17 protein-coding genes are annotated in these 11,077 nt (G+C 61.4%); 9 read left to right on the top strand and 8 right to left on the bottom strand.

The window, feature by feature from the left end:
• Window positions 1-21 precede the first annotated feature (21 nt).
• Window positions 22-594, bottom strand: coding sequence for an MOSC domain-containing protein (locus U1739_RS19925; protein ID WP_332710359.1), 573 nt, complete (start codon window positions 592-594; stop codon window positions 22-24).
• Window positions 581-1,012, bottom strand: a complete 432-nt coding sequence (locus tag U1739_RS19920; protein WP_332710358.1) for a DUF6456 domain-containing protein — start codon at window positions 1,010-1,012, stop codon at window positions 581-583. Before U1739_RS19920 ends, U1739_RS19925 begins: the two co-directional genes overlap by 14 nt.
• A gap of 88 nt (window positions 1,013-1,100) precedes the next feature.
• On the opposite strand from U1739_RS19920, the gene U1739_RS19915 reads away from it, so the two are divergent.
• The 9 genes from U1739_RS19915 to U1739_RS19875 all read left to right on the top strand — a co-directional run bounded on the left by U1739_RS19915 (window position 1,101) and on the right by U1739_RS19875 (window position 5,968).
• A complete protein-coding gene (locus U1739_RS19915) occupies window positions 1,101-1,667 on the top strand; it encodes a helix-turn-helix domain-containing protein (RefSeq protein ID WP_332710357.1) in 567 nt (188 codons plus the stop codon).
• Window positions 1,664-2,443: a glutaminyl-peptide cyclotransferase gene (locus U1739_RS19910; protein WP_332710356.1), complete on the top strand. Its 780-nt coding sequence runs from the start codon at window positions 1,664-1,666 to the stop codon at window positions 2,441-2,443. Before U1739_RS19915 ends, U1739_RS19910 begins: the two co-directional genes overlap by 4 nt.
• Before the next feature lie 76 nt (window positions 2,444-2,519).
• Complete coding sequence (locus tag U1739_RS19905) at window positions 2,520-2,738, top strand: hypothetical protein (protein WP_332710355.1); 219 nt, start codon at window positions 2,520-2,522, stop codon at window positions 2,736-2,738.
• A gap of 702 nt (window positions 2,739-3,440) precedes the next feature.
• Window positions 3,441-3,869 (top strand): BLUF domain-containing protein, encoded by a 429-nt coding sequence (locus tag U1739_RS19900; protein WP_332710354.1) that lies wholly within the window; start codon window positions 3,441-3,443, stop codon window positions 3,867-3,869.
• Window positions 3,870-4,225: 356 nt separating this feature from the next.
• Window positions 4,226-4,474 carry a hypothetical protein gene (locus U1739_RS19895; RefSeq protein ID WP_332710353.1) on the top strand — a complete coding sequence of 83 codons (249 nt, stop codon included), beginning with the start codon at window positions 4,226-4,228 and terminating at the stop codon, window positions 4,472-4,474.
• A gap of 4 nt (window positions 4,475-4,478) precedes the next feature.
• Window positions 4,479-4,766 carry a hypothetical protein gene (locus tag U1739_RS19890; RefSeq protein ID WP_332710352.1) on the top strand — a complete coding sequence of 96 codons (288 nt, stop codon included), beginning with the start codon at window positions 4,479-4,481 and terminating at the stop codon, window positions 4,764-4,766.
• Window positions 4,767-4,837: 71 nt separating this feature from the next.
• Window positions 4,838-5,089: a DUF6894 family protein gene (locus U1739_RS19885; RefSeq protein WP_332710351.1), complete on the top strand. Its 252-nt coding sequence runs from the start codon at window positions 4,838-4,840 to the stop codon at window positions 5,087-5,089.
• A gap of 81 nt (window positions 5,090-5,170) precedes the next feature.
• Window positions 5,171-5,377, top strand: coding sequence for a DUF6961 family protein (locus U1739_RS19880; RefSeq protein WP_332710350.1), 207 nt, complete (start codon window positions 5,171-5,173; stop codon window positions 5,375-5,377).
• Between the two features lie 363 nt (window positions 5,378-5,740).
• Complete coding sequence (locus tag U1739_RS19875; RefSeq protein ID WP_332710349.1) at window positions 5,741-5,968, top strand: WGxxGxxG family protein; 228 nt, start codon at window positions 5,741-5,743, stop codon at window positions 5,966-5,968.
• 563 nt (window positions 5,969-6,531) lie between these two features.
• Here the strand turns inward: U1739_RS19875 and U1739_RS19870 are convergent.
• From U1739_RS19870 to U1739_RS19845, 6 genes are all read right to left on the bottom strand, one after another.
• Window positions 6,532-7,692 carry an IS30 family transposase gene (locus U1739_RS19870; RefSeq protein WP_332710348.1) on the bottom strand — a complete coding sequence of 387 codons (1,161 nt, stop codon included), beginning with the start codon at window positions 7,690-7,692 and terminating at the stop codon, window positions 6,532-6,534.
• Between the two features lie 284 nt (window positions 7,693-7,976).
• Window positions 7,977-8,255, bottom strand: coding sequence for a hypothetical protein (locus U1739_RS19865; protein WP_332710347.1), 279 nt, complete (start codon window positions 8,253-8,255; stop codon window positions 7,977-7,979).
• Window positions 8,248-8,676, bottom strand: a complete 429-nt coding sequence (locus U1739_RS19860; protein ID WP_332710346.1) for a P27 family phage terminase small subunit — start codon at window positions 8,674-8,676, stop codon at window positions 8,248-8,250. The genes U1739_RS19865 and U1739_RS19860 overlap by 8 nt, the downstream gene beginning before the upstream one ends.
• Before the next feature lie 177 nt (window positions 8,677-8,853).
• Complete coding sequence (locus U1739_RS19855) at window positions 8,854-9,174, bottom strand: DMT family transporter (RefSeq protein WP_332710345.1); 321 nt, start codon at window positions 9,172-9,174, stop codon at window positions 8,854-8,856.
• 103 nt (window positions 9,175-9,277) lie between these two features.
• Complete coding sequence (locus U1739_RS19850; protein ID WP_332710344.1) at window positions 9,278-9,646, bottom strand: HNH endonuclease; 369 nt, start codon at window positions 9,644-9,646, stop codon at window positions 9,278-9,280.
• A gap of 595 nt (window positions 9,647-10,241) precedes the next feature.
• Window positions 10,242-10,964: a Crp/Fnr family transcriptional regulator gene (locus tag U1739_RS19845; RefSeq protein WP_332710343.1), complete on the bottom strand. Its 723-nt coding sequence runs from the start codon at window positions 10,962-10,964 to the stop codon at window positions 10,242-10,244.
• Between the last annotated feature and the right edge of the window lie 113 nt (window positions 10,965-11,077).

Raw genomic sequence — 11,077 nt, 5'->3', positions numbered from 1 at the left:
CCGTTCACGGCGACGACGCCGTCAAACCACGGGCAAGGCCACGAACATCTCCGGTAGCGAGGCGACCCGCACGGCATCCCCCGCGCGCACCACGCCGCCGGTCAGCACCACCGACATCACCCCGCACTTGCGCACCAACGACCCATCCGGCGCCTTGTTCAACGTTGCCGCCATCAGCCCCTTCTGGAAGCGATCGATCTGGACGCACGGGTTGCGCAACCCCGTCACCCGCACGCTAGCCTCCGCGCCGAGCGCCAGCACCGCACCCTCGGGCAAGCCAAGCAGGTCGATCCCGCGCACCGTGACATTTTCCCCCAGGTCGCCCGGCGCCACGGCAAAGCCCTTGTCGGCCAGTTCATCGAACAATTCGGCATGGATCAGATGGACCTGCCGCAAATTGGCCAGGCCCGGATCCTTCTTCTTGCGCGACAGATGCTGCACCGTGATCCCGAGATGCGCGTCGCCCTCGACGCCGAGCCCCTCGACCAGCACGATCTCCGGCCGCCACGGCTTGGCGAAACGATGCTCGTCATCCGCCGCCACTGCGATCACTTGTGCCGTCATCGTCATCACCGCCCCATTATCGCAGGCCATAATGCCCCGCCAAGCGATCGAGCGCCAGCGTCAGCACGACGCGCCCGCACCGTACCGGCCAACCCAGCGCCTTTTCCGCCGCCGGCAGCCCCTCGCCGGCGCAGACCACGCGCCACAGCACATCGTTGAGCCCCGGCCCGACCGCCTCGACCGCGGCATCGAAGCGCCGTTTCGCCGCAATCTGCGCCGAGCACGGATCGAGCCCTTCACCGCCGCCCTGCACGCGCGGTTGCCAGTGCATCGTCACGCGCGGCGCGATTGCCGCCCGCTCGTAATCGCCGCGCAACCGCTCGCCTGCCTCGAACTGCCGCGCATCGACCAGCCCACGCGCGCGCAGCCAGCCCAGGGGCGATTCCGCCAGATGGACCGTCACCCGTCGCGCGCTTCCCGCCACGGTTCGTTCCGCAAGTCGCCGCATCGCCATCGCTCATTTGCCTGCGAATCACCGCTTGCCACAACGTCATGTTTGTAGGACAGCGGAAAAACCGATCTGGTTAGGAAACGAGATGATCACCGCGATCCGCGAAGTCCGCCGCGCCAAGGGCCTGACGCTCGACGACGTTGCCCGGGCCTGTGACCCGCCGACCACCGCCCAGACGATCGGCCGGCTGGAAACCGGCACGCGCACCGTCTCGGTCGGCTGGCTCAACCGCATCGCCGATGCGCTAGGCGTCACCGCCGCCGATCTCGTCAAATTGCCGACCCGTGCGGAAATCCCCGTCGCCGCGATCCTCGATGCCGCCGGCGCGCACGCCCCCAAACATGCCGCGACGCTCGCCCCCCCCCCGGCCCCCGCCCCTGGGCTGATCGCGATCACCGTCGCGCAAGGTGTCGGCGACTATCGCAGCGGCGACGCGCTGTGGTGCGAAACGCTCGGCCCATCGGAGTTCGCGCGCGCGCTCAACCGCGACGTGCTCGTCCCCCGCCCCGCCGGCCGTTTCCTGTTCGCGCGGCTGATCGGGCGCGAAGGGGATAAGCTCCATCTGCTCCCGCTAGGGGTTGGCAACCGCCAGCAGGTGATCACGGCGCCGCCCTGGATCGCCCCCGCGATCCGCCTGGTCCGTGCGTTATGATCGCCCGGACGCTTGCGGTCGCCGCCTTGCTCCTGTCGTGCGCCGGCTCGTCCGCGCAGGACGCGCCGTCGGGCTCGAACACCCCGCCGATAGTCCAGCCGGTGATTGTCGCAAGCTACCCGCATGACCCGCAGGCATTCACCGAGGGCCTGCTGATCACCGACGGCAAACTCTACGAAAGCACCGGCCGCGAAGGCGCGTCGCATATCCGCCAGATCGATCTTAAGACCGGCAAGGTGCTGCGCCAGATCACGCTGCCGCCCGCGCTGTTCGGTGAAGGCATCGTCGCATGGGGGAAGGAGCTGCGCAGTGTCGTGTGGCATGGCGGCCTGGGCTATCGCTGGTCGCTGCCCAAGCTCAAGCAGGTCGGCTCATTTCGCTATGACGGCGAAGGCTGGGCGATGACCGACGACGGCCACCATATCATCCTGTCCGACGGCACGCCGGTGCTCCGCTTCCTCGATCCCAAGACGATGCAGGTCGTACGCCGCCTGGAAGTCACCTATGACGGCCGGCCGGTACGCCAGCTCAACGAGCTCGAATATGTGAATGGCGAAATCTTCGCCAATATTTGGATGACACCGCTGATCGTCCGCATCGATCCCGCCACCGGCCGCGTCGCGAAGATGATCGATCTGTCGCTGCTGGCCAAGCGCGTCGGGGTCACCGATCCGGATGCGGTGGCCAATGGGATTGCCTATGATCGGGCGGCGCGCAAACTGTACGTCACCGGCAAGAATTGGCCGACCTTGTTCGAAATCACGCTTCCGAAATAGGCCGGATGCCGTTTGACGACGGCACATTGCGGTTCGTCGCAAATGTGAAACATTTTAGGGAGATCGTGGGAGCGTTTTGGCGCTTGGCTGGTTCTCCGCCGCTATGGCTTCTTTCAAATATACCCTGATGCCGCGTGACGAGACCTACACGGTCCACCGCGATGGCATCGATATCGGCATGGTGTGGCGCGCCGGCGATCAATGGCATGCGGACCTCTTTGGGATGCACGCACCGCAGATCAGCGCGGCGACCAGGGAAGCAGCGGCGGCGATGCTTCCGGCCAATCCGTTCTAGGTACCGGGAATTTGGAGGAATGGTGGGCGATGACCCTACCACATTGGTATCGTTTTCCCTCGTCTTTCGGGGCTTTCTAATACAGAAAACGACTGAGTGCCCCCTCACATGCCCCCAGCATTAATTTCGCTCTTGCTCGATCACGCCTGAAGTTTTCAGAGTCTTTGCTAGCGCGTCGGTCCCGCTCACTGGGACCCGACCATTGCGACGCCATATAATAATCCGGCAGGAGCAATCGTGACTAAGAACCCAGACAACCGACATGTTTGGCCAATGCTTGGCCTCCGCCTCGCCGGACTTTCTATGGCGATCATGGGTGCCGTTGGCCTTTATGGGACGGTGGTTAACGGGACGCGGGTCCGGGACCGAAGCTCGGGTGGCTATTGGTCGCTGTTCGAAACTCTCCGGCTGGAAGTTGGTCTATTTGCCGCCGGCGTTTTCTTGGCGTGGGTCGCGCAAAGGCGGGCGCGCGGATAGTAAGCGGCAGCGCCAGAACGGTTGTGATGGTCTCCACTCCGGCCCGTCGCGGCCGCGCTGAACCGTCGCTCGACGGAAAACTGGGGGCACCTGCCAGCTCACTGGAGCGATGAATAAATAAAGCTTGTCCGCGTGTTCGGACCACGGTGCGAACGACTGACCTATGTTACCGACGGTCACCGATAAATCGCTTAGGTTCTCGCCAAGCTATGAGAAAGGCGGCAGGTGCGACAAATTGTTTATGTGAGCTTAAGCACGATTGAGGGTGATAAAGCCGATTTGGCAGGTATCCTCCAGCAGTCGCGGCACAACAACGCGATCGACGGAATAACAGGCTTGCTTTGGTCGGATGGACATCGCTTCTTGCAGGCATTCGAGGGACCGCCTGCCAGCGTTGCAGCAACTTTTGGGCGGATCGTGGACGATCGTCGTCACCATTCAATCACGGTGTTGGAGGATCGTATTATCGAGCGGCCTGAGTTTGGCGGCTGGACCATGATGCATCGGCGTGCGACCGACGCGCCCGACGCCTATCACGCGCAAATGACGCGGGCGTTGTCAAAGGCGTCTCTATCGATTCGGGCGCAATTCATTGAACTGCTTACCGCTGACGCCGCGAACGCGCACCGACAAGCTGTGATCGTTCAACGATAAGCTGCCCACGAGAGAGCCTACGACGGCTGGGCCTAATCCGCAGTTTTGGATCGACTACTGACCACTTTAGCGCGCTCCGCAGCCTGGGCTTCGTCGATCAGAGCCTTGATCTGTTTGCCTATCGAACTTCCAGAAAGATGGCGTTCTACGTTCGAATACTGTTCCGATGATAGCTGACGACGGAGGTCTACAAGAGAATTGCATTTCCCCGACTTCGCAATCTCTATAGCTCGCTCAATTGTTGATTGCTGGGTCATCCCCTTCCTATAGCCAGAATAGCTCTCGGCAGCAAAGCATGGTCCTTTCCCCGTCGTATGCGAAAGCTCTGCCGTGGTATGCCGGTCGTCGAATCGAGGATGACCATGGCAGAGAGCAGCGACCCTGAGAGCTACCCCGCCCAGCACGAGCCGTTCGGCAAATGGCTGCTCGCGCAACGCGGCTGCGGCGACTGGGTTGATGACCTGGCCGACGCTGCCCGCGCCGATCGCACGTTCCCGAAGAACGGTGATCCGGAAAAGCCGTGCGTGCTCACTTGCGACAACAGCAAGCCGATGGGGACACCTTTCAGGCGATCGACGACGCCGAGGGCGACTGGCAGGCGATGAACCGATGAGCGATCACGAAACCGACGACCAGCTATACGAGCTCGATCGCGCTCTGCTCGACGAGCACGGCCCATCGTACATCGAGACCATCTGCAGCTTTGCGGCGGGAATGCGAGCGGAAGGCCGCGACGCGGACGCTGACGATGCGCTGCAGCAGTGCGACCGAATGCGTGCAATTCTGCTGCCCGATCGAGAATTGCTGGCCTACCACGTTGCAAGGGGTGACGAGCCAGGCGATCCGGCCGCTACGGCGCTGGGCGCCGAGATCCGGCGCCGCGGGCTCGACTCATAAAGGTAGCGCATGAGCCGTAAAAAAGGTGGGAACCTGCCCTTATCCGAAGCGCTGTGCCATCGGAGGACCGAATGCCAAAATATAACATCAACATTCGCACCGAATCCCACATCGCTAATACTGAAACGGTAGAGCGGGATGACCACACCGCCCTTCGCGTCGAGTTGGCAAAGTTCGTCGGCGAGCTACTAAAAGACCACGCCGAGCTGATATGGGAAGATCAGGATTGGCAAATTGATGTGACTGACGATGCCGGCCTCATCCTATACGTTATGCACCTCGCTGCCATAAAATCACCGGCCACGATGACGAATCCAGCCTAACCGCTTCGCCGCGCTCGCAAGGAATTTTAAATGCACAATCGTCTAGGCTAGGACGGGTATGACGCAGCGGAGTATTAGCCGATGGCAGGAACCGCCGACCTGACGCCGGAGCGCGAACGGTCCGCCGAGGCGCTGGAGGTCGAGCGCATCCACGGCGACCACGCGCCTGCTTTCATCGCCGCGCGCATCGGCGCACTTGCGTCGGCCGGCGACGAGCCGGGCGTACAACGCTGGCGCGAAATCGCCGATCGATTTGATCGCCTGCAATGCCGGGGGTTCAACTGCTGAACGTTATGCCCCCCGACGAACTGCGTGAGACGCTAGTCCAGAGCTCTTGGACGCTGCCAGCCCTGACGAAGAGCGGCGCCTCACGGCGGCCGATAAAGCTCTAAAGCTGGTGCAGGCGTTTGACGTCGAATTAGTCGATCCGCCGTGTTGGATGCTCAACTAAGTTTCTTCAGTTCGGAAGCCGTCGAAGGTGTTCGAACGCCTTGCGAAACGGTTGGCGCGAACTCAGGCAGAACACGGGCAAACACTGACTAAGGTTAGCCCGTTCGGCTCCGCGGCCCGGAACTGCTGGCATCGGCGGGGCATTAACAGGCAGCAAGGGCCGTCTTTCTTCGGCGAACTTGCGCCCACGGGAGAAAGTTAATGTCGAAACAGCACCTAGCGTTTACGGCCGCTGCCGCACTGATGGTCGCGACCGGGGGAGTCACTGTAGCGCAAGCGGCGGCGGCGACTTCCGTCGCTTCAGACGACGTCGGGAACGATGATGGCGACGAAGGCAAATGGGGCCTGTTGGGGCTTCTCGGCCTCGCCGGGCTTTTAGGCCTGAAGCGTCGCGATCACCGCCACGACGACACTACCCGCCGCCAATAACTCCAAAAGTACGAGGCCCATCGATCTATAGCGGATCATGGGCCTCGCATTAGGGAAGCAGGCATGGCGGCGCGAACAACGATTAAGCTCACCGCTCAGGGCGAGACACTGGCCGGCTATGGCGCTTCATTAGCTAGCGAGATGGACACTGGCATACCTATGTCTCGTCCGGATCCCGCAAGCGACCAGTACAAACAACCGGAGCGAACGCTCGACGAACAACAGTAAAGATAGCGTGACGCACAGACGGTTCAAAGAAAGCGCTCTCTTTATGGTGGAGGCTAATCCGCGTTAGTCACTATTGCTGGAACGGGCCAACAGAGCGCGGCGTTAAGTCGCTCGGCAAGAGGCCTTCTCCACCATCGCCTTTGCCGCCCGGTCGCAGGAGAGGTTGCCCCCGCTCTGCGACCGGGCAACTGGGGCGCGAAGCCCCGACCATCCAAAGCCAACGCCCAAACCGCGTGGTTGCTTTCCAAGTACTTCCGCCGTTGAAAGGCGCAGGGCAATTACGACGCCGGAAAGCTAACGACCGAAAAGCGGCCGGACAGCAAACGCCGGTGGGTTCAACCGATCGACGCAACGCTCTGAGCGAACTTCTCAGCTGGCGTTTGGTACATCAAGGTTTTTCTGGGCCGCTCGTTGAGTTGCCGGGCGATGGCGCTGAGTTGGGCTTGGCTGAAGATCGACAGATCGACGCCGTGGGGCAGATACTGCCGCAGCAGGCGGTTGGTGTTCTCGTTGGTACCGCGCTGCCATGGGCTCTGAGGATCGCAGAAGTAGACCGCGACGTCGGTCGCAAGGGTGAACCGCCGATGGTCGGCAAGCTCCTTGCCGCGATCCCACGTCAGCGACCGGTAGAGTTCGTGGGGCAGTTTGCGCGCCTGCTTGATGAGGGCCGTGACGACGCTGGCAGTCTCCTTGTTCGCGACCTTGGCCAGGACCACGTAGCGCGACTGGCGTTCGACCAGTGTCACGACATGGCTGCCGCGCGCGCCCGAGATCAGATCGCCCTCCCAATGCCCGGGCACAGCGCGATCCTCGACGCAAGCGGGCCGTTCGCTGATCGAGACCGCGTCCTTGATCTGGCCGAGCCCGTCGCGCTTGAGGCTGGCGTGGCGCGAGCGCCGGATCGTGCGCTTGGCGCGCAGATGCCCGAGCAGCTCTTTCTTGAGAACACCACGCGCCTGAATATACAGGCTTTTGTAGATCGTCTCGTGTGACACGCGATGCTGGTCTTCGTCCGGAAAGCTATGCTTGAGCCAGCCCGCAACCTGCTCTGGCGACCATTTGCGGCGTAGCTTGCGTGATACTGTTCGTCGCAAGCCCGGGTGGCAAGCGAGCTTGCAGCGCTTCGGGCGCAGTGCACGATCCCAGGCCGCCTGATCCGATAGCGTGGCACGATACCGATCCGCGCCACCGTTACGGCCGACCTCCCGGCTGATCGTCGACGGCGCGCGGCCGAGCTGGACTGCAATCGCACGCAGCGAACGGCCGGCGACCAAACCTCTGGATATCTCTTCGCGGTCGGCCAAGCTGAGCGCACGCCCCGATCGCTTCCGATCGGGTGGGCGGATCCCGCCCGACGGTGAGAGCACCGAGAAGATCGACGAGCTCTCCCGCTCAAAGCCGCGACCAATCGAACTCATCGACTCGCCGCGCTGCCACCTGTCCCAGATCTCCGCCCGCTGAGCAGCCGAGTAATATATCCGACGACGCTGCTTCATCGCACCACTCCTTCTCATCATGAGAATGATGCGTTGCGACCACCCGTTGAACCCACCCCCACACCCGGACATTCAGGCAGGCGACCCCGCCACCCTATAACGGCCATTCGTTACGTAGAATCTTTCCCGTTTCTCCGTCTCCGACTGGCAATTTCGGGAAAGAGCAATCGGGAACAGGTTTTGGGAAAGCAGGTGCCCCGGACGGCTCTCGGCACGATCGCCCTGGCGATTGTCCCGCTATGGGTTCCTTTGTGGAAAAGGGGGATCACAGCATTGTGTGGTTTTCAATGCAATCTGCGATCACCTTCAGGATCGACCGACTGCATGGCAACCTGCTGTGTGGCGGCACATGCAACGATCGGCGCGATCGCCTCCGTGGTGAACACCTGGGCGACCTCGGCGACAGCGGCGAGCTTGGCCGTCCGGTCACCGTCACGAAGATCGCGCAGGTGGCGCTCAGCCGCGTGTCGGACCAGCTCGCCGCAGGTGAACAGCTTCCCGTCTACTGCCGCCTTCGCCCACGCTGTCGTCGGGTCCGGGTCGGACAGGAAGCGGTTAGCCACGGTTCTTCAGATAACCGCCGCCGGATTGCTTGCGAGCCTTCCGCTCTACCTTCGCGCCGGTCCCCCGGTCGCGCGGCGAGATGCACAGTTGCTTCTCCAGCGCCTCGGCCTGTGATGCCGCGTTCGATTGCACCGTCCACCAGGGGTTGTACGTCGGAACCTTCGTTTTCGGCGCCGGGATGACCGGCCCCATCTTCGCCACCGTCTTGGCCGCCAAGTCGTAGCTCACGTATGCGACGACCAGACGCTGGATGGCGTGCGTGTTCGCGACCGCGAGCTTTTCGGCCGAGCGCATCTCAGCGACAATGCGCTTCCAATGCTCTGACGCCGCATCACGGTCAGCTTTTCGACCGAAATAGCGGACCCAGTTCGGCTCAGGCGGAAGGCCGTCGCCCCCCTCCAGTGCGATGATGTCGGCCATGATGAGCCTCCCAGGCGACCGGGCCGAAACCCTCCCCCCTCAAAAATTGATCTCGGTGCGCATGGAGGGCGTGGTCGGTGTCCGCCCCGCCGCCCCCTCAACCTTTCGGCCGGGGGTGGGCTGCGCCATGCTGCCAATGGTCGAGCGTGAGCCACGCCTATCAGGCCGCAAACAAAACTAACCGGTTGAAGATACTTTCATCAGCACGAGGCCGCAGACGATTAGCGCGGCAGCGATGAGCCGCACCGCTGTTATCGCTTCTCCAAAGAATACGATGCCAACGATCAATGCACCGACCGCACCAATACCTGTCCAGATCGTGTATGCCGTTCCCAAAGGCAGCACGCGCATCGCCCACGCGAGCAGACCGAAGCTGATCAACATGCCCGCGAGGGTAATTACGCTCGGCCAGAGTCGGGTGAAGCCATTCGACTGCTTCATCGAAGAAGCCCAGACAACCTCGAATAGACCCGCAAAAACTAGTGCAACCCAGGCCATGGCAACCTCAATTAAAACTGCCGTGCCGTCCCGGACTTGATCGCCCAATGCGACGCGTGAACGAGGTCACCGCTACGGGCATGTGGCTACTCCCCGGTTTTTATCAACGTCCCTTTCCGCCATCTCGGACATCCGGCCGATCACGGCTCCTATTCCAGGGGTGGTCCGCGCTGGTCGGCCGCCCATCGCGCCCGATACCTCGGCCCTCCGCCGGCTTGGAAAAGCTGAACTGCTCGGCCGTGACGATCAAGTCGCAAGGCCGGCACAGGTTCTCGGTGTTCTCATCCTCATCGCTGCCATCGTGGTCGAGCGGGATGATGTGGTTCACTCGGTCCGCGAGGGTGGTGCGGCCTAGGCCCTGGCCTTCCCATCGTCCTAGCCCGGCACATCGTTCGCATAGGCCATGGGTGCGAGCGAGGCGGCGTTTGCGCTTGGCCTGCCCGGCGCGCCCGCGCAGGCGTTCGGCGGGCATCGATTATCCCCAAAAACGCGAAAGCCCGCCGGTTAGGGCGGGCTTCGATCTACGCTGGACATAATTGTTCCAAGGCGTTTTTGGCACTTTTCGGGGCCGCCTGCAAGCCCCTATCGCTTATCACGCCAGATAGCGAACGGCAGGATCGATTGAGAACGGACTACGCATTTTGTGCTCGTCATCCTCTCCACGAGCCCAAAAAACAGCTGCGAACCTAATCTATATTAAATTTGCTGGATTTCGCAGAGCTATAAAAGCTCATCGCACACGAAAGAGCCGGAGCGAATTGGAGCATTGGAACCGCTCCTGTTCGTTGGAGAACCGCTATGCCTTCTTTAGACGCCAAAGATTATGCGGCGCGCGCGGCAAGGTCCCGTAGGATCGCTGAGACGACCGCCGACTCCGAGATCGCAACTATTTATCGACGGAGCGCCGCCAGCTATGCGGAGCTGGCGAGACTTACGGCGCCGCATTGGTAAGAACTGTATCTCCAGGATATCACCGAGCATCGTAAGATGGACGAAGTCGGCTTCAATCTTACGACTGCGGTGGAGGCGCGTCGGCCTTTAAAGGCGGTTCGCGGGCTTAGGGTTGCTCAACCGGCCTGACGCAAACGGCGGTGTAAGTAGTTTTCGTCAAAGCCCGCTATTTGGATCAACAGGACTGGGTTCCGGATGATCAGGCTGCCGCGCGTCAGTGCAATAGCACCCGATAACCGCAACTCTTTCAAAACGCGATTGATATGGACTGCTGTCATACCCAGGGCATCGGCGAGAACCGTCTGCGAAAGCGGGAAAGAAAACTCCTGATGTACGACTAATCCAATACCGTGCGCCCGAAGATAAAGTTCACACATCAAATGCGCTACGCGTTCTATCGAACTTCTACGGCCCATACTAACGATCCACGCGCGCATGATGCCCTCATCCACGAGCTGCGCTGAATACATCGCGCTCGCTATGTTCGGGTGCTCGAGCATCATCGCTTGCATCTCAGCTTTCGTGACAGTCGCCACCAAGGCCGCACTAATGGTCTGTATGCTGTGGTCCATCTCCGCGAGTAGCTTGATATGCAGATCGCAGGCGTCACCAGGCATCAGGAACGCCATGATCTGGCGCGCTCCGTTCGGCAGCACTTTGTAGCGGCAGGCCCAACCCTCCAGGATAACGAACATCGGGCCCGGTTCATCGCCTTCCCGGATCAAGTCCTTTCGGGCGGTGTAGCGGCGAGTGCGTGAAGTGGCCTTTTCAAGCGCCGATGCGTCGGCAGCTGTTAATTCGGCTAACCCGCTCAATTTTTTAACAAATGGGTTTGCCATGAGAGGTTGTACCTCGCCTGTCTCCCATAAGACATTGCCTAATGTTATTGTCTATTATTGCCATAGGTTAGCATTTTGGCAGAAATTTGGTGTACCCGAGCTTATCGCTGGCT

The sequence above is a fragment of the Parasphingomonas puruogangriensis genome (genome assembly GCF_036663635.1).
In the GTDB taxonomy this organism is placed as follows: domain Bacteria; phylum Pseudomonadota; class Alphaproteobacteria; order Sphingomonadales; family Sphingomonadaceae; genus Sphingomonas.
This window is presented reverse-complemented; position numbering and strand designations above follow the sequence as displayed.

Excerpts from the sequence above, each read along its gene's own strand:
- U1739_RS19925 (WP_332710359.1), bottom strand. The coding sequence starts at position 594 with ATGGCCTGCGATAATGGGGCGGTGATGACGATGACGGCACAAGTGATC.
- U1739_RS19920 (WP_332710358.1), bottom strand. The coding sequence starts at position 1,012 with ATGCGGCGACTTGCGGAACGAACCGTGGCGGGAAGCGCGCGACGGGTG.
- U1739_RS19915 (WP_332710357.1), top strand. The coding sequence starts at position 1,101 with ATGATCACCGCGATCCGCGAAGTCCGCCGCGCCAAGGGCCTGACGCTC.
- U1739_RS19910 (WP_332710356.1), top strand. The coding sequence starts at position 1,664 with ATGATCGCCCGGACGCTTGCGGTCGCCGCCTTGCTCCTGTCGTGCGCC.
- U1739_RS19895 (WP_332710353.1), top strand. The coding sequence starts at position 4,226 with ATGACCATGGCAGAGAGCAGCGACCCTGAGAGCTACCCCGCCCAGCAC.
- U1739_RS19890 (WP_332710352.1), top strand. The coding sequence starts at position 4,479 with ATGAGCGATCACGAAACCGACGACCAGCTATACGAGCTCGATCGCGCT.
- U1739_RS19885 (WP_332710351.1), top strand. The coding sequence starts at position 4,838 with ATGCCAAAATATAACATCAACATTCGCACCGAATCCCACATCGCTAAT.
- U1739_RS19880 (WP_332710350.1), top strand. The coding sequence starts at position 5,171 with ATGGCAGGAACCGCCGACCTGACGCCGGAGCGCGAACGGTCCGCCGAG.
- U1739_RS19875 (WP_332710349.1), top strand. The coding sequence starts at position 5,741 with ATGTCGAAACAGCACCTAGCGTTTACGGCCGCTGCCGCACTGATGGTC.
- U1739_RS19870 (WP_332710348.1), bottom strand. The coding sequence starts at position 7,692 with ATGAAGCAGCGTCGTCGGATATATTACTCGGCTGCTCAGCGGGCGGAG.
- U1739_RS19860 (WP_332710346.1), bottom strand. The coding sequence starts at position 8,676 with ATGGCCGACATCATCGCACTGGAGGGGGGCGACGGCCTTCCGCCTGAG.
- U1739_RS19855 (WP_332710345.1), bottom strand. The coding sequence starts at position 9,174 with ATGGCCTGGGTTGCACTAGTTTTTGCGGGTCTATTCGAGGTTGTCTGG.
- U1739_RS19850 (WP_332710344.1), bottom strand. The coding sequence starts at position 9,646 with ATGCCCGCCGAACGCCTGCGCGGGCGCGCCGGGCAGGCCAAGCGCAAA.
- U1739_RS19845 (WP_332710343.1), bottom strand. The coding sequence starts at position 10,964 with ATGGCAAACCCATTTGTTAAAAAATTGAGCGGGTTAGCCGAATTAACA.